The following is a 19,615-nucleotide window of genomic DNA, read 5'->3' on the forward strand; positions in this document are numbered from 1 at the left end:
CTCTCGCGAGAGCGGGCGAATGGTTGCTTCAGCACCGCTGAAGCGACCACACGGCCGCTTTCGCGAGAAGCACCATCCGCGAAAGCGGGTGAACACGCGAGTGGGCCGTTCCTGCACGGGGCTCAGGGGCGACGGCGCAGCGGCGTGCGCGGCGGGAAGGCCGCCAGGGCGGCGTTGTAGCGCATCCGTGGCGGTTCGGCCGCGAGGGCGTCAAGCGACACCGGGGACGGATTGGCCAGCGGGAAGACCGTGACCACGCGCATCCGGCCGCCGTCGTGCACTCCGTAGACCAGGGCCGCTCCGGATCGGCCGGGTGCGCTCACCACGGTGGTGCGGAAGAACGTGGCCTCGCCGGGAACCTCGTCGTCGATGACCAGAACGTCGCCGCGTGCACCCGCGGGATGCGCCAGATGCGGCAGCGCCGCATCCGTGACCCGCTGCAGCACCGTTTCGCCGGCCGCATCCGCCGCGTCGAGCAGGAATGCCGCGGGCGTCAGACCGAACTGGCCGGCCAGCTCGCCGTTTCGCCAGCGGTCGCCCTTGAGACCGAACGGCGTGACCACCCTCGAGAGCAGATACCCGTAGACGTGCATCAGACCGGCGTTGCCGATCGGCCAGGTCGCCGTGATGCCCGCCGCCGCGTGCAACCTGAGGAACTCGGCCTTGGAGATCACCGGGGACTGGACGTTCTCGTCGATCACCGTGGACAGCGCCCAGTCGTCGAAGCGTCCCGTCTCGGCGTCGCGGGCGATCTGCTCGAACATCATCTGCCCATCGTAGGCACCTCGCGCAAACGGGTCTGGACGGAAGGTTTACATCCTGTTCACCTGGCGCGGACATTTAGTCCATATGTGACTCCTAACATGAACCATGCGTCCACGAGGGGCGCCGGAACAGGAATGAGTGAGCGTGCCTTCTCGCGAACGGGTGTTGGTCTTCGACTTCGATGGGACTGTCTCCCTCGGACACGGACCGATTCGCTCTTACGCGCGTTTCATCGCCGGCGGCCTGCCCACCGCCGCGGCCGTCGAGTTCCTCGGCCGCTTCGAAACCGATATCTCCGCGCAACCGTCGGCGACCGGATGGGACGAGCGGCCCATCGACGGGTACGACCTGGTGCGCCTCCTGGCCGAGCAGTACGACGTGACGGCGAGCGCCCGCAGCACCGCCTACCTGGCCAGCCGGCGCGTGCTCGCGACCCACGCCGCCCCGGTCACCTCGCCCGCCGGCCTCGCTGACTTCCTCGCCGAGGCCCGCCCGGCGGCCTACCTGGTGCTGGCCACCAATGCCCCCGCCATCCGCCTCGAGGAAGCCCTCGCCGCGCTCGGTCTGGCAGGGGCGTTCGATGCCGTGCACACCTCCGTGGGCAAGCCGGACGGCTTCGGCCCGCTGCTGGACAGCCTGCTCGCCAGGCTGCCCGCCGGTGCGAGCTCGGCCAACCTCACCAGCATCGGCGATGTCTGGGAGAACGACCTTGCTCCCGCGCATCGCCGCGGCGCAACCACCGCGCTCGTCGGCGCCCAGCCGCCCCGCACCGCCACCCCGACTTACCGGGCCGACCACCTGCACGAGCTGTATCCGGCTCTGCGGGAATGGCTCGATTCCGCCACATCTCCCGCACCAGGCACCACCTTGCTTGATCCCACTTTCACCACCGCTCTCACCACAGAAAAAGGCTGACCAGTGATCAATAAGAAAGCACTCTCCTTCGTCGCGGCGGCGTCCTTCGCCGCTCTCGCCCTCACCGGCTGCGCCACCAGCTCGGCAGCGGAAGGCACGCCCACCCCGGCGGCCGACCCCGAGTCGCTGACCCTGGCCTTGGTGCCCTCGCAGGACCAGGCCGGGCTCGTCGACACGGCCGCGCCGCTCACCGATATGCTCACCGAGGCCCTCGGCATCCCTGTCACGGGCGTCGTGTCCAAGGACTACCAGGCCGCCGTCGAAGCAATGGGCGCCGACCAGGCCCAGATCGGCTTCCTGCCGTCGCTGCAGCTCTGGCAGGCCAGCGACATGTACGACGCATCGGTCGTGCTCCAGACCGAGCGCAACGGCAACATCACCTACCCCGCCCAGTTCATGACCAACAACCCGGACAAGTACTGCGACGACACCCCTGTGGAACGCGACGGCAAGCTGTTCTGCAACGGCGCCGACGCCCTCGCCGGCCCGGCAGGGCTCGACGCGATCGAGAAGGTGAAGGGCGCCAAGGTGGCTGTGCTCGGCCCGGGCTCCCCCGCCGGATACATCTACCCGATCCTTGCGCTGAAGAACGCGGGCCTGGACACCGACTCCGACATCGAGCAGATCCCGGTCACCGCCAACGACGCATCCGTGCTCGCCGTCTATAACGGCGACGCCGAGGTGGGCTTCAGCTTCTGGGACGCCCGCGACATCGTGGCCAAGGACAAGCCCGATGTGGGCCAGAAGGTCGTCGTGTTCGCGCTGACCGACGAGATCCCCAACGACGGCGTCGCACTCACCAAGAGCCTCTCCCCCGAGCTGCAGGAGAAGATCACCACCGCCCTGGCCGACTACTCCGCCACCGAAGAGGGCTCCGCCGTGCTCACCTCCATCTACTCCATCACCAAGCTCGCGCCCGCCGACCCGTCGACGCTCTCCGTCGTCGCCGACGCGGCCACGAAGCTGGGCCTGCAGTAACCGATGACTGACCTTCACGACAGCGCGGCGGCCGGGGTACACACCTCGGCCGCCGCGCCGTGGTCAATCCGGATGCGCGACGTCTCCGTGCGCTACCCCAACGGGGTCGTGGCGCTGAAGGGCGTTTCACTCGACATCGAAGCAGGCGAGATGGTCTCGGTGGTCGGACTCTCCGGCTCGGGCAAGAGCAGCCTGATCCGAACGATCAACGGGCTCGTGCCGATCAGCTCCGGAACCCTCGAGGTAGGCGGACGGCACCTGGAAACCGCGCGCGGCCGGGAATTGCGCCAGCTGCGCGGCGAGATCGGCATGATCTTCCAGGGCTTCAACCTGGCTCGCCGTGCCAGCGTGCTGAACAACGTGCTCGTGGGCCGACTCGCCCACACGCCAACCTGGCGCACCCTGCTCGGCCTCTACCGGGCCGGGGACGTGCGGATCGCCTACGAGGCGCTGAACAGCGTCGGTATTCTCGCTAAGGCATATGACCGAGCCTCCACGCTCTCCGGCGGGCAGCAGCAGCGGGTGGCCATCGCCCGCGCCCTGGCGCAGCAGCCCAAGCTGGTGCTGGCCGACGAACCCGTAGCCAGCCTCGACCCGCCCACCGCGCACGGGGTGATGCGGGACCTGCGCCGGATCAACCAGGAATTGGGTATTACCGTGCTCACCAACCTGCACCTCCTCGACCTGGCCCGCACCTACGGCACCCGGCTGATCGGACTTCGCGCCGGCGAGGTCGTCTACGACGGCCCGGCCGCGACGGCCTCCGACGCCGTGTTCGAGACCATCTACGGCCGGTCGATCCAGCACGAGGATGTGCTCGGCTGATGAGCACCCTGGCACCGCTGGTTCTGCCACCGAAGCCGCGCGGTCGCTGGAAACCCTGGTTGGGCCTGGCCATCGTGCTGCTCATCACGGCGGTCACACTGAGCCCGCAGTGGGGCATCGCGTTCAGCTTCGACGCGATCGCGCGGAACTGGCAGAACGGCGCCGACAAGGTGCTCGCCCTCCTGCAGCCCGACTGGACGTTCTTCCCGCGCACCATCCCGCCGCTCGTGGAGACTCTGCAGATGGCCGTGATCGCCACCTTCGTGGGTGCCGTGGTGTCGTTGCCACTCAGCCTCTGGGCGGCCCGGCTGACCAATCCGAACCGGTACACCCGCGGGGCACTCAAGACCCTGCTCAACGCCGTGCGTTCCATTCCCGACCTGCTCTACGCATCCGTGCTGGTGGCCATGGTGGGCGTTGGCGCGTTGCCCGGCATCATCGCTCTGGTGCTGTTCAACGTGGGCATCATCGTGAAGATGGTGTCGGAGTCGATCGAGGTCAACGACGCCGGCCCGCTCGAAGCCGGCCGTGCCGCCGGCGGCACCCAGCTGCAGATCAACCGGGCCATCGCCCTGACGGATGCCTGGCCCGCGTTCGTCAACCAGACCCTCTACGTGCTCGAACTCAACGTGCGCGCCTCCACCGTGCTCGGCCTCGTCGGTGCCGGCGGGCTCGGCCTGCTCATCGACGCCGTGCGCACCTTCTACCGCTACGACCAGCTGTCGCTGATCATCCTCGAAATCCTCGTGGTGGTCGTCGTCATCGACGCGGTCAGCGCCGCCATTCGACGGAGGCTGGTATGACAACCCTCACCCCCACCCCGCCCGCCACCCTCGGCCGATCTGCCCTGGTGGTGCCGGCCAAGCCCAGTTCCTGGCGCCGGCTGACCGCCACGATCGTGGTGACCGTGATCGTGATCGTTGCGTTCTGGTCGGTCGACATCAACTGGGCCCGGTTGGGCAGCCTGCCCGGCGAGATCGTGCGTTACCTCTGGCTGATGTTCGCCAACCCCAACTGGGACAAGATCGGCGAGGCTCTGCTGCAGACCTGGCGGTCGGTGGAGATGGCCTGGGTCGGCACGGTCATCGGCCTGGTGATCTCGCTGCCACTCAGCTTCCTCGCCGCGCGCGGCTTCGCCCCGGCGCCGGCCCGCGGCGCGCTGCGCCTGTTGTTCTCGGTGATCAGGGCCGTGCCGGAGATCATCATCGCCATCGCCATCCTCTCGGTGACCGGGCTCACCCCGCTCACCGGGGCACTCGCCCTGGCGGTGAACAGTGTCGGCACGCTCGGCAAGTGGGGGTACGAGGCAATCGAGGGCGTCGACCCGGGGCCCATCGAAGCTGTGCGCGCAGCGGGCGGGTCGACCCCTGAGGTCATCCGCTGGGGCGTCTGGCCCCAGGCGATGCCCGACTTCGTGTCGTTCTGGCTGTACAGGTTCGAGATCAACGTGCGCGCCTCCGCGATTCTCGGCCTGATCGGTGTCGGCGGCATCGGCGACATGCTCACCTCGTACACTCAGTATCGCGAGTGGTCCACCGTGGGGATGCTGCTCCTCGTGGTGGTCGTCGTGACGATGAGCATCGACGCCGTGTCCGGTGCCCTGCGCCGGCGCATAACCGAAGGAGCATCCGTTCGTGAGCTGGACCGGTAACGACGACGCCACCGTGACGACCCGCATCGCCACCGTGCAGAACTCCCTGCAGCCGAGCGAACTCAGTGTGGTGGCGTTGATCCTCGACGACGCGGAGGGTGTGGTCGAGATGACCGCGCAGGATCTCTCCGACCGGGCCGGTGTGGCCCGGTCGAGTGTGATTCGCACCTGCCAGAAGCTGGGCTACCGGGGGTTCGCCCAACTGCGGGTGGCCCTCACCCGGGAACTCGCGCAGACGCTGGTGGGCGAACGTGACTACGGCGAATCCGCGCTGGGCGCCATCCGTGCCGATATCGACACGCTGGCCGCCACGCTGCCGCGCATCGCGAGTGTGCTCAGCGAGGATGCGGTGGAACAGGCCGTGAGCACCATCGTGGGGGCGGGCAGATTGCTGGCGCTGGCCAGCGGGCTCTCGTCGCCGCTCGCGCTGGACGTGGGCATGCGGCTGACCGCGGTCGGCCGGCCCACCGAGTTCGTGGCCGACCCGATCGGGCAGCAGATCGCGGCCCGGCAGTTGACGGCCGCGGATGCGGTGCTGATCATCAGCGGCAGCGGCGCAAGCGAGGCGAGCCTCAAGGCGGCCCGCGCCGCCCGGCACACCGGGGCTGCGGTGGTGGTCATCACCTCCTTCGCCACCTCACCGCTGGTGAGCCTGGCCGACATCAGCCTCGTCGTGGCCCCGGCAGGCGGCACCTTCCGGCACGAACTCGAGCACACCTCGCGAGTGCCGCACGTGATCCTGATCGAGTCGCTTGTCGACGTGGTCGCCGCCCGGCTCGGCGATCATGCCCGCACCACCCGCTCGGCGGTGCTCGAGATCCTCAGCGACAACCTCAGCGAGTAGGCAGGTCCCTGCCGCACCGGCTGTGGCGGGTTGCGCCATCCGGGAGTGGGCGCGGGTGCGCCCCGTGAGCTAGTCGGTGGTGCGGGCAAAGACGTAGTGTTCGATCAGGTGATCGGCGATGGCCATCGACGAGGTGGCGGCCGGGGATGGAGCGTTGCGCAGCAGCGTGACCGGGCCGACCTGATCGACCGCGAAGTCATCGAGGAGGGTTCCGTCGCGGCCCCAGGCCTGGGCACGCACCCCGGCGGCGGTCTTCTGGGTGAGGTCGCGCATCCGCAGCTCAGGGATGAACCGGCGGGCCTTGCGGAAGTACAGGGGTTTCACCAGTGAGCCGCTGATCTCGTCGATGCCCATCCGCCAGTGCTGTTTCGCGAGGGCACCGGCCCCCGGCCAGCGCAGCGACTCCCAGGTGTCCTTCGGTGAGACGGTCAGCCAGCCGTAGCCCTCGCGGGCCAGCGCCGGCACCGCATTGGGGCCCACATGCACGTCGTCGTAGACACCGCGGGTGAAGTGCACCCCGAGAAACGGGAACCGCGGGTCAGGCACCGGGTAGATCATGCCGCGCACCAGGTCGGTGCGGGCGGGGTCCAGCGCCCAGTACTCGCCGCGGAACGGCAGGATCTTGGGCGAGGGGTCCGCGCCCACCAGCCGCGCCACCACGTCGGACTGCAGCCCGGCGCAGGCAATGACCCTGTCGAAGAGTTGCTCGCCCGTCGTTGTGCGCACCCGCACGCTCGGGCCGTCGATGTGCAACCCGACGACCTCCTGGCCGGTGAGGATGGTGCCGCCGTTGCTGCGGACATCCTGCGCCATTGCCTCGGTGATCGCGCCGTAGTCGACGGCCGCGGTGTGCGGCGAGTGCACCGCCGCGATGCCCGCCACGGACGGTTCGATCTCGCGGAGGCGGGCGAGGCCGTCAAGGCGGGCCAGATCGGGTACCCCGTTGGCGAGCGAGCGCCGTTCGATGTCGGCCAGGGCGGGCAGCTCGGACTCGTCGACCGCGACGACGAGCTTGCCCACCTCGCGGTACGGCAGGTTCTTCTCGGCGCAGTAGTCGCGGATGCTGACGCGGCCCGCGGCGCACAACTGAGCCTTGAGCGTGCCCGGCTGGTAGTAGAGGCCGGCGTGCACCACCCCGGAGTTGCGGCCGGTCTGGTGCGCTGCGAGCCGGTCTTCCTTCTCGAACACCGTGACGTCGCCGAGGCCGCGCAACACCAACGCCCGCGCAATGGCGACCCCCACGATGCCGCCGCCGATGATCGCAATGCGCTCGCCCATGCCCGTCCGTCCTTTTCCACCGCCTGTTGGCGGACCACCGGTTCGACGAACCCCGCACGGTGGCATCCTGCCCCCGGAAAGATGCCCGGGCAATGCCCGGCCCAGCGACAAAGTGGTCTCCGGGCTGGCGCGCCGTCCCCGCCGGCCCGCTGTCGGCCTCCCACGAAAGCGGTGAAACGGCTACCTCACGGAGATGAAGCAACCACACGACCGCTCTCGCGAAAACGTCCCCACCCCACCTCCCGCGAAAGCGGTGAAACGGCTACCTCACCGAGATGAAGCAGCCACACGACCGCTCTCGCGGGATGCCGGGGCGCGGGCTGGGGATAAGTTCGGCGCGGCGACGGGGTCAAGGTGCATCCTCTGGGGATGAAACGGCGCACCGAGATACCTTCAGCTCTACGCGGGCGTGCGTTCAGCCACCAAGAAGGGCTGGCCGAGGGCATGACGCGGGCTCGGATGCGTGGCGACGACCTGGCCACGCCGTACTACGGCATCCGCTCTCAACCCCTGGATTCGACCGACCCGCTCGCCCACGTGCGTGCCTACCTGCCCCATCTCAGCGGGGAGCAGTTCTTCAGCCACACCAGCGCGGCTCTGATCCACGGTTTGCCGCTGCCGCTGCGCCTCGCCACGGACCCCCGCGTGCACGTGTCGACGCACATCGCCGGGTTTCGGCACGGCGGCCGCGGGGTGGTGGGGCACCACGTGCAAAGCGACCGTGTTCGGGTTGTCGCCGTGAGCGGAGTGCCGGTGACGGCTCCGGTCGACACGTGGTGTCAGCTGTCCACCCTGTTGGCGTTGGACACCCTCATTGAGGTGGGAGATGCACTGGTGCGACGCAAGCGGCCGCTGGCAACCATGGACGAGCTGCGCAGTGGCGTGATGCGCTACACCGGGCAGCGGGGCGCGAAGAGGCTGCGTGAAGCCTTCGAGTCAGTGCGGCCCCGCACGGATTCAGCCAAGGAGACAGCGACCAGGCTGGTGATCGTGCGCGCCGGGCTGCCCGAACCGGAGGTGAACGGTGAGATTTTCAATCGGCTCGGCCGCAAGATCGCGACCGGAGATCTGGTCTTTCGCGGGTACCGGGTCTTGGTGGAGTATGACGGCGAGCAGCACCGTACGGACGAGGAACAGTATCACTGGGACGTGGACCGTCTTGACGCGATCATGGAGGCCGGCTGGCGCGTCATCCGCGTCAATAAATCGCACCTGAGGATGTCGCCCTCGCCCGCCCTGCGGAAGATCACCACGGCTCTGGCTGCCGCAGGGTGGCGCCCGTGAGGCACGAAAGCGGCCCCGTGGTCGTTTCTCGGTGCGGGAGGTAGCCACGCGGCCGCTCTCGCGAGACAGCGGGACCCGAGAGCGGCCGCTAGGCGGGAGGGGGAAGGCTAGGCAGGCAGGGCGAAGGCCTCGCCGACGAGGGCCTCAGTGCGGGTGAAGAGGTGTGCGGCGACGCCGCGGTCGAGCGAGGTGCGGGTGGGGCGCTGCAGGGTCGGGGCGCCCCGGGTGAGGAGCCGCGGGCCGTAGTACTGGCCACCGACGGCGGCGGGGTCGGTCGTCGCGCGCACTGTCGACCCGGCGCCGGCATCCTTGCCCTGAGCGCCGATGAAGCCCTGCAGGGTGTCGGCGAAGCGCTTGGCCCGGCTGACCTCGTTGACCCCGCGGATGCCGGGCGTGAGTCCCGAGATCGAGTAACCGGGGTGCGCAACCAGGCTCTGCACACCGTCGGGGCCGCCCTGTCCGGCCGCGCGCAGCCGGCGGTCGAGTTCGAAGCCGAACACCTGCATAGCGATCTTGGACTGCGCGTAGGCCTTCCAGTTGTTGTAGGTGACCTCCAGCTGCAGGTCGTCGAGTGATGAGTCCAGCAGCCGGGAGATCATCGAGCCGAGCGACACCACCCGGCTGCCCGGGGTGCGCTGCAGCACGGGCAGCACCAGGCTGGAGAGCAGGAAGTGCCCGGTGTAGTTGGTGGCGAGCACCAGTTCGGCACCGTCCAGGCTTACGGAGCGGTCCTGGGGCGGGTGCACGATGCCGGCGTTGAGGATGAGGCCGTCCAGCCGCGGGAATTCCCGCATCCGCTCGGCGGCGCGGCTCACGGACCCCAGGTCGGCCACGTCGAGGACCAGGCTCGAGACGGATGCTCCCCGCACCCGACCGCGGATCGCGGCGATCGCCGCCGCGGCCTTGGCCGGGTTGCGGCAGGCCAGCACCACGTGGGCGCCGGCGCCGGCCAGCTGCTCACTCGTGAAGTAACCCAGGCCCGCGTTGGCGCCCGTGACGACGAAGGTGCGGCCGGACTGGTCGGGCAGCGCGCGCGGGTTCCAGTTCACGCGGAGGCGGCGGGGTGGGCCGGGTCTGCGGAATCCGACGGGCCGTCGGTGCCCGCGGGAGTGGATGCGGCGGCAGTGGGCGATGCGGCGGGGCGCGACGCGGCGGTGCCCGCGGTCCGGGCGCCGCCGGACGAGTCGCCGGCGATCTTCTCGTGGTGGTGGATGACCTCGGCGATGATGAAGTTGAGGAACTTCTCGGCGAACGCCGGGTCGAGTCTGGCCTCCTCGGCGAGGCCGCGGAGGCGCTGGATCTGCAGGAACTCCCGGGCGGGGTCGGCCGGCGGCAGGCCGTGCTGGGCCTTCAGCCTTCCCACGCTCTGGGTGAACTTGAACCGCTCGGCGAGCAGGTGGATGAGTGCGGCATCGATATTGTCGATGCTCTGGCGAATGCCCTGCAACTCGTTGATCGCGTCCTGCCCCGCGTCAGCGGGCAATTCCTCGTTTACAGCCATGCCCTTACGATATTGCACCCGCCCGGATGCCCGCGCCGAGTTGCCCCGTTCCGGACGAGTTGCCCCGGCACGGCCGGGCAACTCGTCCGCAGGTGGGCAGCTCGCTAGGCCGGCGGGTCAGGCGGTGCGCGGCACCGCGATCGGCAGGCGCAGTCGCTTCTGGGTGAGCAAAATGCCGAGCAGCACGAGCACCGCCCCGGCCGGTTCGTGCCAGGAGAACGTTTCGGCCAACACCAGCACGCCGAGCAACACGCCGACCACCGGGGTCACGTAGGTCACCGTCGAGGTGGTCGTCGGCCCCCAGGCCCGCAGCACGTTGATGTGCCAGATGTACGCGAATCCGGTGCCGAGCACCCCGAGGGTGAGCAGGCTGAGCACGATCGGCACGCTCAGGGTCACCGGCTGCCAGGCGAGCACGGGCGTGAGCACGAGCATCACGACGCCGGCCAGGCCGATGTTCAGGAAGGCGAAGGTGGTGCCCGCGATGGGCCGGCCGCTGAGGTGCTTGCGGGTGTACCCGAAGGTGAAGCCGTAACAAAGCGCCGCGCCCAGGCAGGCGAGCTGGCCCCAGAGGTCGCCGGACAGCTCCGAGTACTGCCACGGCGCGATGATCACGACCACGCCCACGATGCCGATCAGCACCCCGATCACCTGGTCGCGGGCCAGTTTTTCCACCCTGAACACGGCGGTGACCATCAGCGCGGTCATGATGGGCGTGACGGCGTTGTAGATGCTGGCCAGGCTCGACGAGACGTACTGCTCCGCCCAGGCGAACAGCAGGTGCGGCACGACGCATCCGGTGAGCGCGATCACCAGGAAATGGAGCCAGACGACGCCCTCCCGGGGCAGCACCGGACCGCGGTTCACCCGCGGGCGGGTGGCCAGCACGATGAGGCCGAGCGTGAGCCCGCCGAACACCAGGCGTGACCAGGCCACCTGGCCGAAGCTCACGCCGTCGAGGGCGACCTTCATGAACAGGAAGCTGGCGCCCCAGACCACGCCCATCCCGAGGAATTGCAGGGCGACCCTGGGGTCGCGGGGGCTGGAATTGTCGGTCACTCGCTGACCCTAGCCCACCGGCGCGGTGCCCGGCGGGCACTCTGACCGCCGCCGACGGTGATGTCCGAAAATCGCGGGCGGATGACCGTAAATCAGCTGGGTGTGACCCGCCGGCGGGGGGCCCGCGGGTCGCGGTACTCCACGGCCTTGCCGTCGAACAGGTCGAGTCGTTTGTGCAGCCCGGCCTGCACGACGGGCCACTCGTCGGCGAGGACGGAGTACACGGCGGTGTCCCGCCAGGACCCGTCCGCCCGGCGCTGCACCCGCCGGTGGATGCCCTCGAACTGGGCTCCGATGCCCAGGATCGCGGCCCGGGAGCGCGAGTTGAGCACGTCGGCCTGGATCTTGACCCGGCCGAAGCCGTTGTCGAAGGCGGCGCCGAGCATCAGCAGCTTGGTTTCGGGGTTCACCGCGGTGCCCCACACCTGCGGGGCGTATGCGGTCCAGCCCAGGTGCAGCGCCTCGTTGGGCAGGTCGATGTCGCCTAGCGTCGAGGTGCCGACCAGGTCGCCGGCGTGTGGGCCGGAGACAACACGAACGGCGTACGGCTGGGCATCCCACTGGTAGTAATTGAGGGAGAAGGCCACGAAGTCGTCGAGGTCGGCGGGCAGTCCGTGCGGGCCGCCGCCGTAGCCGCCGGCGAAGACGGCCGGATGCGCGATGGCGCGGTGCAGCTCGGGGAGGTGGGCCCGGCTGAGCGGTTCCAGGCACACGAAGCGCCCCGTCAGCAGCGTCGCGTGGGGTGGTAGCGCAGTCACGTGGGTTCTCCCTTCGCCGAACCGTGAGCTGAGCCCCAAAAACTCGGGGTCTTCGGGGCTTTACTCACGGTTCGCGGGCGGTGCGGGTTAGTCGATGAGGTCGTGACGGGTGAGGATGGCCTCGCGGTCGGGGCCCACGCCGATCGCGGAGATGCGGGCGCCGCTCATCGCTTCGAGGGCGAGCACGTAGTCCTGGGCGTTCTTGGGCAGGTCCTCGAAGTGGCGCACCATGGTGATGTCCTCGGTCCAGCCGGGGTACTCCTCGTAGACCGGCTTCGCGTGGTGGAAGTCGGACTGCGACACGGGTACCTCGTCGAAGCGCACACCGTCGACCTCGTAGGCGACGCAGACCGGGATGGTGGCCAGGCCCGTGAGCACGTCGAGCTTGGTGAGCACGAAGTCGGTGACACCGTTGATGCGGGCCGTGTACCGGGCGATCGGGGCGTCGTACCAACCGCACCGGCGCGGGCGACCGGTGGTGGTGCCGAACTCGAAGCCCTTGGCGCGCAGGAATTCGCCGGACTCGTCGAACAGCTCGGTGGGGAACGGGCCGGCGCCGACACGGGTCGTGTAGGCCTTGACGACCGCGATGATGCGGTCGATCCGGTTCGGGCCGATGCCGGACCCGGTGACCGCGCCGCCGGAGGTGGCGTTGGAGGAGGTGACGAACGGGTAGGTGCCGTGGTCGACATCCAGCATCGTGGCCTGGCCGCCCTCGAACAGAACGGTCTTGCCGTCGGTGAGAGCCTGGTGCAGCAGCAGCGCGGTGTCGGCGACCATGGGGCGCAGGCGCTCGGCGTAGCTGAGCAGGTCGTCGACGATCTCGTCGACCGTGATGGCCCGGCGGTTGTATACCTTGACCAGCATGTGGTTCTTCTGGCCGAGGGCACCCTCGACCTTCTGGCGCAGGATGTTCTCGTCGAACAGGTCCTGGATGCGAATGCCGACCCGGTTGATCTTGTCGGCGTAGGTCGGGCCGATGCCGCGGCCGGTGGTGCCGATCTGGCGCTTGCCCAGGAACCGCTCGGTGACCTTGTCCATGGTGCGGTGGTACTGCGTGATGACGTGGGCGTTGGCGCTCACGCGCAGCTTCGACACGTCCACGCCGCGGGAGCTCAGCGCGTCGAGCTCCTCGAAGAGGACCTCGATGTCGACGACGACGCCGTTGGCGATCACCGGGGTGACGCCGGGGGTGAGGATACCGGAGGGCAGCAGGTGCAGCGCGTACTTCTCGTTGCCCACGACCACGGTGTGGCCGGCGTTGTTGCCGCCGTTGAACTTGACGACGTAGTCGACCCGGCTGCCGAGGAGGTCGGTGGCCTTACCCTTACCTTCGTCGCCCCACTGGGCGCCGATCAGAACAATTGCTGGCATGGGTTAGTTGTCTCCTCGAATAACAAAGGCGGCGGTCGGCGGGGCCGGGTCGTCGCCGGGCGAAACGGCGGGTTGAATCGCCGGGAACATCTGGGTCTCGGTGTGCTGCGAACGCAGCCGGCTGATCACGGTGGGGTCTGCGCCTTCGAGGAACGCGGTGAGGCGTTCGAACTCGTCGGTCTCGCCGATCTCGGCCGCGGCGCGGCGGAGGGCGAACAGCGCACGGAGCACTCCCCGGTTGGGTTCGTGCGCCCACGGGATCGGTCCCTGGCCACGCCAGCCCGCCTTGCGGAGGGCGTCGAGGCCGCGGTGGTAGCCCACCCGGGCATAGGCGTACGCCTCAAGCAGGCGACCCTGGCTGTGCGTGTAGTCGGCGAGCGCCGACCAGGCCAGCGATGACTTCGGATGCGCCGCCACCACGGTCGCAATATCCTGCGTTGCGGTTCGGCTGAGCGCTTCGGTCACCTCCGGTTCCGCGGGTAGGAGGGTCTCGGGCTGGTCGATCAGATTTGCGCCGGTCACACTCGATACTACCGCGACCCGAGATTCAGCCCCGCGAGCTGTGACTTAAGCACCAAAAATCGCGAGATTCTGGGGCTTGAGTCACAGTTCGCGGGAGGAGACGAGTCAGGCGAGCAGGCCGCCGGAGAGGGACTCGAGGATGGCCGCGGAGACCTCGTCGCGGTGGCGGTCCGGCTCGAAGACCAGCCATTCCAGGCCGGCCATGAGCACGGCACCGAACACGCTCGACGCCATCAGCCCGCTGGTGCCGGCCGCCGCGGTGGCCGGCTTGGCCTCGGCGATGGCCTCGGCGAAGACCGCGAGGGCGTCGTGCCGCAGGGCGAACAGGGTCTTCTGCCAGGCCCGGTCGGTGCGGAAGATCTCGGCCGCCATCAGCTTGGCCAGGCCCGCATTGGCCTCGATCCGGTCGAGCAGCACCGTGATCAACGCCTCCAGCGCGGCCCGGCCATGCAGGCCGTTGCGTGCCTCGCGGAGGGTTTCGGCGAGCGCGCCGACCCCCTCCTGCAACAGCGCCTCGAAGAGGTTGTCCTTGGAGCTGAAGTTGTAATACAGGCTGCCCTTGGCCACCCCGGCGAGCTCCGCGACGTCGTCCATCGTGGTGCCGGTGATCCCCCGGGTGGCGGCCAGCTCCAGCGCGGCATCCAGGATCGCCCGTTTCGTTCCAGTCGCGCGGGGCATGGCCGGTCCTTTCGTCGCTCTCGTGTCGGGCTCGCAGCCTAGATGGTCATCTCGGGGTGCAGCCGGGTGATCGTCCACATCCGCTGCCGGGACGCGCTCCAGGCGCTGATGGCGATCGAGCCGACCAGGATGCCCACGAGCACAAGCACGGAGAGCCACAGTCTAGAGTCGATTCCGCCGGTGATGAGCTGCCGGAGCCCGGTGACCACGTACGACGCCGGCATCCACGGATGCAGGATCTGGAAGAACTCCGGCGTGGTCTCGACCGGGTACGTTCCGCCCGACGAACTCAGTTGCAGCATGAGCAGCACCAGGCTGACCACGCGGCCGGCCGCGGTGCCGAACAGGATGATGAACATCTGTTGCAGCGCCAGGAAAGCCAGCGTCGTGAGGTAGATGAAGACCGACATGCCCAGCCAGTGCGCCGGGGTGAGCCCGATGCCGTAGACGAGCACCAGCACCATGATCACGACCTGGCTGAGGCCGATCGCCATGGCCGGCAGGAACCCGGTCATCGTGGCGCGGAGGCCCGAGGCGGCACTGGCCAGTGCCCGGGTGGGCAGGGCCCGCAGGATCAGCCAGGTGATCAGCGCACCGACGAAGGTGGCCAGGGCGAGGAAGAAGGGCGCGAACCCCTCACCGAAGCTGTCGGAGGCGTTCTCCCAGCTCTGCTTGAGGTCAACCGGGTTCGCGATCACCGAGGCCTTCGTGGCGATCTGCGCGTCGCTGTCGTCCGGCGCGGCTGCCGCACCGGTCGCGAGGGCGTCGGCGAGGGTGTGGCTGCCGTCGGCGAGCTGCACGGTTCCGGACTGCAATTCGGTGCCGCCGTCGACCAGCTTGGTGCTGCCGTCGACGAGGGTTCCCGTTCCCGCGGCCAGGCTGTCCGCACCGTCGGCGAGGGTGGCTGATCCGGTGGCCGCGGTCGCCGCTCCGGTGGCGAGTTGGCCGGCGCCGGCCGAGAGGGCGCCGGCACCGGCGGCGACGTCGGAGGCACCCGATGCGACCTGGGCGGCGCCGGGGGCACCACCGGCGAGGGCATCGGAGAGCTGGCCGAGACCGGCGGCGAACTGCCCGCTGGAGGTCGCGTAGCCGGAGATCTGGGTCGCGGCGCCCTGCGTCTGGGTGTTGAGGGTGTCGGCGCCGCCGGCGAGCTTCGTCACCGAGGGCAGGAAGGCGGAGGCCGGCGTGCCGGCCGGAGCGGCGGCCATGGCCGCCTCGAGATCCTTCAGACCGCCGGAGAGCGTGGTCGTCCCGGTCGCGAGCTGACCGGCACCGGTGGCGATCGAGGTTGCCCCGGCGGCGAGCTGGTCGGAGGAGTCGGACAGGGTGGCCGCCCCGGTGGCGGCCTTGGCGAAGCCATCGGACACCTTCTGGGATCCGTCGGCAACCGCTGTGGCACCATCGGCGAGTTTCAGCGAGGAGCCGGACAGGGTGGCCGCGCCGGTGGACAGCGTGCCGATCCCGGTTGCCAGAGTGGACGAACCGTCGGCCACCTGCGCGGCGCCGTCGTCGAGCTTCACGGCGCCCGCGTTGAGGTCGCCCAACCCGTCAACGAGGGTCCCGGTGCCGGTTTCGGCCGTCGTGAGGCCGTCGGCGAGGGTGCCGGCGCCGTCTGCGGCGCTGCGGATGCCGTCGCCGGCTTCGTTCACGGCCACGAGCATCGCGTTCACGGTCTGGTCGCCGATGTTCACCGACACGGCGTCGCGCAGCTGCACCATGGCCTGCTTGCCCAGGGTGGAGGCGAGGAAGCTGTTGCTGTCGTTGTAGTCGACCTGCACCTCTGCCGCGGTGGGGGTGTCGGTGCCGGCGGAGATCGCGTCGGTGGAGAAGTCGGCCGGGATGGTGACGGAGAAGTAGTAGTCGCCGTCGATGACGCCGGTGGCCGCATCCGCCGCGCTGGTTTCGACCCAGCCCAGGTCGTTGCCGTCGATGAGTTTGTCGACGAGGTCGTCGCCCGCGCTGAAGTCCTCACCGTCGCGGGTGGCGCCGGTGTCGGTGTTGACCAGGGCGACCGGGAGGTGGCTGAGCTCCTTGTCGGGCGCCCAGAAGGCCCACAGGTACAGGGCGCCGTAGATCAGGGGAATGAACATCAGCACGACGAGAGCGATCTTGGGGAGGGTGCCCTTGCCGAATCGGCGCAGCTCCGTGCCCGTTGAGAGGAAGGCGAACATCTAGCGAATCTCCTGGTTCATGTACAGGACGGTCGGGTCGATGCCCAGTTCCGCCCACATTTCAAAGTCCGGTGCGATCGCCGAGGCGATCACGGGGGTGCCGGCCTGCACTATCGCGCCGAGCCGGTACCAGAGTTGGCGGCGGGCCTCAGCGGAGTGCACCTGCTCGACCTGGTCGAAGAACAGCACGTCGGGCCGGCTCATCATGGCCAGCGATGCGCGCAGCAGCACCATCTCCACCTCGTCGAGGTCCCAGATCATGGTGCTGGCGGCCGGCACGGGGATGTCACCGAAGACCGGACCGCAGACGCGGGCGACCTCTGCGTCGTCGACCGCGCGGATGAAGGACCACCACGGGGCGAGCCAGGCGTGGCGTTCACGGATCGCCGCCGCCACGCTGACCGATTCCTCGAGGCTGTCGATGCCGTGGAACCCTGACACGCCCGTGCGGCGCTGTATCCGTCTGGCGTGGCGGGGCAGGTCCTCCCCGAGCACGAACAGGCTGCCGGAGCTGGGCTTCATCCGCCCGGCCAGGGTGAGGAGCAGGCTCGTGCGGCCGCTGCCGGCCGGACCGCAGATCACGGTGAGGCCGTTGTCGGCGCTGAAGCTCAGCGGCCCGAAGACCACGCCTCGCTTGTGACTCACGCTCAGTTCATCCGCTATCAGTGTCGCCTGCACGTCGTTCCCTTCTCGTCGGCACCTTTTGTACCGACCAGTCAGTATAGATCCGCTCCGGCGACGGATGCAAGCGCACCCCTCGTCCGGGTGTTCCCTGAGAGGTTTCGAACCTCACACTGACTAGTCAGCACAAGTCAGGTCGAGTGAATTAGAGTGTGACCCTGTCGCAGCGCCGCGATGCCTCTTATCCCCCAGGATTCGGTCCGGCGTTGGCCGGGCCGCCCTCTACTACTGGAGGCGCTCGCATGCGCGTTACCCTCACTGCAGTCACCAAAGGACCGAAGGACTCGGCCCTCCCGGAGACGACCCTGGAATTCGCCAGCGGCGCCGTCACCTTCGCCAGGGCCGAGACCGAACGACGCCCCACGGTCCTGGGCCTCATCGCCTCGGGGCGGATGCGGCCGGATGCCGGAACCGTCACACTCGACGGCGACACCGATTATGCGGGCCTGCGCCGCCAGGTCGCCCTCGTCGACGCCCTCGGGGTCTCCGAGCCGGCCGCGGACGTGAAGGTCGACGAAGTCGTGGCCGAGGAACTGATGTTCGCCGGCCGGCTCGGCCGCCGCCGCGCCGTCAAGCGCGTGCTCACCGAGCTCGGCCTCGCCGACCAGGCCCGCTCCGACATGGGCGCCCTCGCGCCCGACGACCGCATCCGCCTGCTCACCGAGCTGGCCGTGCTCCGCGACGGCGTGCTGGGCCTTGTCCTGACGTCGCCCGACCGCCACGGCGGCGACCCGTTGGGCTGGTGGGACGTCGCCGGCGGCCTGGCCGCGCGGGGCTATGCGGTGCTCGTGATCGCCGGTGACGCGTCGGCGCACGCCATCGCCGACCTGGAACTGGCCAACCTCGAGCCGGCCGGGGAACTGCCCGCCGGACTCGTACGCTCATCCCTCACCACCGCTGGAGCCGACGCACTGTGAAGATCTTCGCCATGATCCGCGCCGAACTGGCGCGCCTGACCGCCACCACCATGTCCCGCGTCGCGCTCGTCGCGCTGATGCTGGTGCCCGTGCTCTACGGCGGCCTCTACCTCTGGGCCAACCAGGACCCGTACGCAGGCCTGGACCGGGTGCCCGTTGCCCTCGTCGTATCTGACACCGGCTCGGAGTTGGACGGCGAAGCCACCAACTACGGCACCGATGTCGCCGAGCAGCTCATCGACGACGGCACCTTCGACTGGCACACCGTGACGGCCCAGACGGCGAAGGCCGGTGTGGCCGACGCCACCTATGACTTCAGCGTCACGATTCCCGCCGACTTCTCCAGTTCGATCGCCTCGTCCTCGACCGACTCCCCACACCAGGCCACGATCACCCTCACCACCAACGACACCAACAGCTACCTGGCCTCCACGATCGGCAGCCAGGCCGCCCAGACCATTCGGGACGCCATCGTGGAACGGGTCAACGAGCAGGCCGCCGGCACCCTGCTCATCGGCCTGTCCGACATCCGCTCGAGCCTGGTCGACGCGGCAGACGGCGCCTCCGAGCTGACGGATGGCGCGTCGACCGCCGCCGACGGCGGCAGCCGTCTCACCGACGGGGCGGGCCAGCTCGCCGACGGCACCGACGAGCTGGCCACGGGAGCCGGCACCCTCGCCGACGGCACCGGGCAACTCGCCGACGGCGCCGCCNGCACCCTCGCCGACGGCACCGGGCAACTCGCCGACGGCGCCGCCCAGGTCGCCGACGGCAGCGGCAAGGTCGCCACCGGGTCCAACAGCCTGGCCGCCGGCGCCGCCCAGCTCAGCACCGGTGCGGGCAGCCTCGCCGCGGGCGCGGGCCAGGTCGCCACCGGAGCCGACGCCCTGGCCACCGGCACCGGGCAGGTCGCCGACGGCACCGCCGCCCTGTCGCAGGGCGCCACCGCCCTCGCCGACGGCACCGGCACGGTCTCCACCGGTGCCACCCAGGTCGCCGCCGCCGCCCAGCAGGTGGCCGACGGCGCGGCAGCACTGAACTCCGCCGCCGGTCAGGCCGGCGCCGGAATCACCGGCGCGGGCGCGACCTACACCGCCGCACGTACCGCCCTCACCGACCAGCTCACCGCCGCCGGGCTCAGCCCGGCCCAGGTGGACGCGGCCCTGGCCACCCTCGACCCGATCGGCGGCAGCCTCACCGAGAGCGGCACCGCGCTGACCAAGGCCGGCACCGCCATCGACACGCTCGCCACCGGCACCAGCAAACTGGCGGCCGGGGCGGCCCAGACCGCCGACGGGGCGAAGCAGACCGCCGACGGCGCGACCAGCCTGGCCACCGGCGCCGCCGCCGCCGCGGACGGGGCACGCCAGTCCGCCACCGGCGCCGCTGCCCTCGCCACCGGCGCGCACCAGAG

20 protein-coding genes are annotated in these 19,615 nt (G+C 69.7%); 9 read left to right on the plus strand and 11 right to left on the minus strand.

Annotation, left to right across the window (positions count from 1 at the left end):
* Positions 1-122 precede the first annotated feature (122 nt).
* Positions 123-767 carry an amino acid deaminase gene (locus CXY76_RS01840; protein ID WP_104162572.1) on the minus strand — a complete coding sequence of 215 codons (645 nt, stop codon included), beginning with the start codon at positions 765-767 and terminating at the stop codon, positions 123-125.
* A 142-nt stretch (positions 768-909) separates the two neighbouring features.
* Between CXY76_RS01840 and CXY76_RS01845 the strand changes: the two genes are divergently transcribed.
* The 6 genes from CXY76_RS01845 to CXY76_RS01870 are packed head-to-tail and all read left to right on the plus strand — an operon-like array spanning position 910 to position 5,978.
* The gene (locus CXY76_RS01845; protein ID WP_199190169.1) at positions 910-1,680 is read left to right on the plus strand and encodes an HAD family hydrolase; all 771 of its coding nucleotides are present in this window, start codon (positions 910-912) and stop codon (positions 1,678-1,680) included.
* A 6-nt stretch (positions 1,681-1,686) separates the two neighbouring features.
* Entirely contained in the window at positions 1,687-2,658 is a 972-nt protein-coding gene (gene phnD / locus CXY76_RS01850) for a phosphate/phosphite/phosphonate ABC transporter substrate-binding protein (RefSeq protein ID WP_104162590.1), read from the plus strand.
* A 3-nt stretch (positions 2,659-2,661) separates the two neighbouring features.
* Positions 2,662-3,483, plus strand: a complete 822-nt coding sequence (gene phnC, locus CXY76_RS01855; RefSeq protein WP_104162573.1) for a phosphonate ABC transporter ATP-binding protein — start codon at positions 2,662-2,664, stop codon at positions 3,481-3,483.
* The gene (gene phnE, locus CXY76_RS01860) at positions 3,483-4,286 is read left to right on the plus strand and encodes a phosphonate ABC transporter, permease protein PhnE (RefSeq protein WP_104162574.1); all 804 of its coding nucleotides are present in this window, start codon (positions 3,483-3,485) and stop codon (positions 4,284-4,286) included. Before phnC ends, phnE (CXY76_RS01860) begins: the two co-directional genes overlap by 1 nt.
* Positions 4,283-5,134 (plus strand): phosphonate ABC transporter, permease protein PhnE, encoded by an 852-nt coding sequence (gene phnE, locus CXY76_RS01865; protein ID WP_104162575.1) that lies wholly within the window; start codon positions 4,283-4,285, stop codon positions 5,132-5,134. Before phnE (CXY76_RS01860) ends, phnE (CXY76_RS01865) begins: the two co-directional genes overlap by 4 nt.
* Positions 5,118-5,978, plus strand: coding sequence for a MurR/RpiR family transcriptional regulator (locus CXY76_RS01870; protein ID WP_104162576.1), 861 nt, complete (start codon positions 5,118-5,120; stop codon positions 5,976-5,978). Before phnE (CXY76_RS01865) ends, CXY76_RS01870 begins: the two co-directional genes overlap by 17 nt.
* A gap of 69 nt (positions 5,979-6,047) precedes the next feature.
* Here the strand turns inward: CXY76_RS01870 and lhgO are convergent, their stop codons facing one another.
* Entirely contained in the window at positions 6,048-7,256 is a 1,209-nt protein-coding gene (lhgO, locus tag CXY76_RS01875) for an L-2-hydroxyglutarate oxidase (protein WP_104162577.1), read from the minus strand.
* Between the two features lie 369 nt (positions 7,257-7,625).
* Here lhgO and CXY76_RS01880 point away from each other — a divergent pair, with 369 nt between their 5' ends.
* On the plus strand, positions 7,626-8,540 hold the full coding sequence (locus CXY76_RS01880; RefSeq protein ID WP_104162578.1) for an endonuclease domain-containing protein: 915 nt from the start codon (positions 7,626-7,628) through the stop codon (positions 8,538-8,540).
* Between the two features lie 107 nt (positions 8,541-8,647).
* On the opposite strand, the gene CXY76_RS01885 is transcribed toward CXY76_RS01880, so the two are convergent.
* From CXY76_RS01885 to CXY76_RS01925, 9 genes are all read right to left on the minus strand, one after another.
* Positions 8,648-9,589, minus strand: coding sequence for an SDR family NAD(P)-dependent oxidoreductase (locus CXY76_RS01885; protein WP_104162579.1), 942 nt, complete (start codon positions 9,587-9,589; stop codon positions 8,648-8,650).
* On the minus strand, positions 9,586-10,041 hold the full coding sequence (locus CXY76_RS01890) for a chorismate mutase (protein ID WP_104162580.1): 456 nt from the start codon (positions 10,039-10,041) through the stop codon (positions 9,586-9,588). Before CXY76_RS01890 ends, CXY76_RS01885 begins: the two co-directional genes overlap by 4 nt.
* A gap of 117 nt (positions 10,042-10,158) precedes the next feature.
* On the minus strand, positions 10,159-11,100 hold the full coding sequence (locus CXY76_RS01895; RefSeq protein WP_369826046.1) for a DMT family transporter: 942 nt from the start codon (positions 11,098-11,100) through the stop codon (positions 10,159-10,161).
* Positions 11,101-11,192: 92 nt separating this feature from the next.
* Positions 11,193-11,858 carry a GNAT family N-acetyltransferase gene (locus CXY76_RS01900; RefSeq protein WP_104162581.1) on the minus strand — a complete coding sequence of 222 codons (666 nt, stop codon included), beginning with the start codon at positions 11,856-11,858 and terminating at the stop codon, positions 11,193-11,195.
* A gap of 87 nt (positions 11,859-11,945) precedes the next feature.
* Entirely contained in the window at positions 11,946-13,232 is a 1,287-nt protein-coding gene (locus tag CXY76_RS01905) for an adenylosuccinate synthase (protein WP_104162582.1), read from the minus strand.
* Between the two features lie 3 nt (positions 13,233-13,235).
* Positions 13,236-13,754: a DUF3151 domain-containing protein gene (locus CXY76_RS01910; protein ID WP_104162583.1), complete on the minus strand. Its 519-nt coding sequence runs from the start codon at positions 13,752-13,754 to the stop codon at positions 13,236-13,238.
* 105 nt (positions 13,755-13,859) lie between these two features.
* Positions 13,860-14,432 carry a TetR/AcrR family transcriptional regulator gene (locus tag CXY76_RS01915; protein WP_104162584.1) on the minus strand — a complete coding sequence of 191 codons (573 nt, stop codon included), beginning with the start codon at positions 14,430-14,432 and terminating at the stop codon, positions 13,860-13,862.
* Positions 14,433-14,470: 38 nt separating this feature from the next.
* A complete protein-coding gene (locus tag CXY76_RS01920) occupies positions 14,471-16,603 on the minus strand; it encodes a YhgE/Pip family protein (protein ID WP_104162585.1) in 2,133 nt (710 codons plus the stop codon).
* Positions 16,604-17,248, minus strand: coding sequence for an ATP-binding cassette domain-containing protein (locus tag CXY76_RS01925; RefSeq protein WP_158253816.1), 645 nt, complete (start codon positions 17,246-17,248; stop codon positions 16,604-16,606).
* Between the two features lie 278 nt (positions 17,249-17,526).
* On the opposite strand from CXY76_RS01925, the gene CXY76_RS01930 reads away from it, so the two are divergent.
* Both CXY76_RS01930 and CXY76_RS19760 read left to right on the plus strand, forming a co-directional pair.
* On the plus strand, positions 17,527-18,201 hold the full coding sequence (locus CXY76_RS01930) for a hypothetical protein (protein ID WP_199190170.1): 675 nt from the start codon (positions 17,527-17,529) through the stop codon (positions 18,199-18,201).
* On the plus strand, positions 18,198-19,615 hold a 1,418-nt coding region (locus CXY76_RS19760; RefSeq protein WP_199190171.1), incomplete at its 3' end, for a YhgE/Pip domain-containing protein. The genes CXY76_RS01930 and CXY76_RS19760, both read left to right, overlap by 4 nt.

Source organism: Cryobacterium sp. N22 (assembly GCF_002929555.1).
Lineage (GTDB): Bacteria > Actinomycetota > Actinomycetes > Actinomycetales > Microbacteriaceae > Cryobacterium.

Excerpts from the sequence above, each read along its gene's own strand:
- CXY76_RS01840 (WP_104162572.1), bottom strand. The coding sequence starts at position 767 with ATGATGTTCGAGCAGATCGCCCGCGACGCCGAGACGGGACGCTTCGAC.
- phnC (WP_104162573.1), top strand. The coding sequence starts at position 2,662 with ATGACTGACCTTCACGACAGCGCGGCGGCCGGGGTACACACCTCGGCC.
- phnE (WP_104162574.1), top strand. The coding sequence starts at position 3,483 with ATGAGCACCCTGGCACCGCTGGTTCTGCCACCGAAGCCGCGCGGTCGC.
- phnE (WP_104162575.1), top strand. The coding sequence starts at position 4,283 with ATGACAACCCTCACCCCCACCCCGCCCGCCACCCTCGGCCGATCTGCC.
- lhgO (WP_104162577.1), bottom strand. The coding sequence starts at position 7,256 with ATGGGCGAGCGCATTGCGATCATCGGCGGCGGCATCGTGGGGGTCGCC.
- CXY76_RS01880 (WP_104162578.1), top strand. The coding sequence starts at position 7,626 with ATGAAACGGCGCACCGAGATACCTTCAGCTCTACGCGGGCGTGCGTTC.
- CXY76_RS01890 (WP_104162580.1), bottom strand. The coding sequence starts at position 10,041 with ATGGCTGTAAACGAGGAATTGCCCGCTGACGCGGGGCAGGACGCGATC.
- CXY76_RS01905 (WP_104162582.1), bottom strand. The coding sequence starts at position 13,232 with ATGCCAGCAATTGTTCTGATCGGCGCCCAGTGGGGCGACGAAGGTAAG.
- CXY76_RS01915 (WP_104162584.1), bottom strand. The coding sequence starts at position 14,432 with ATGCCCCGCGCGACTGGAACGAAACGGGCGATCCTGGATGCCGCGCTG.
- CXY76_RS01920 (WP_104162585.1), bottom strand. The coding sequence starts at position 16,603 with ATGTTCGCCTTCCTCTCAACGGGCACGGAGCTGCGCCGATTCGGCAAG.
- CXY76_RS01930 (WP_199190170.1), top strand. The coding sequence starts at position 17,527 with ATGCGCGTTACCCTCACTGCAGTCACCAAAGGACCGAAGGACTCGGCC.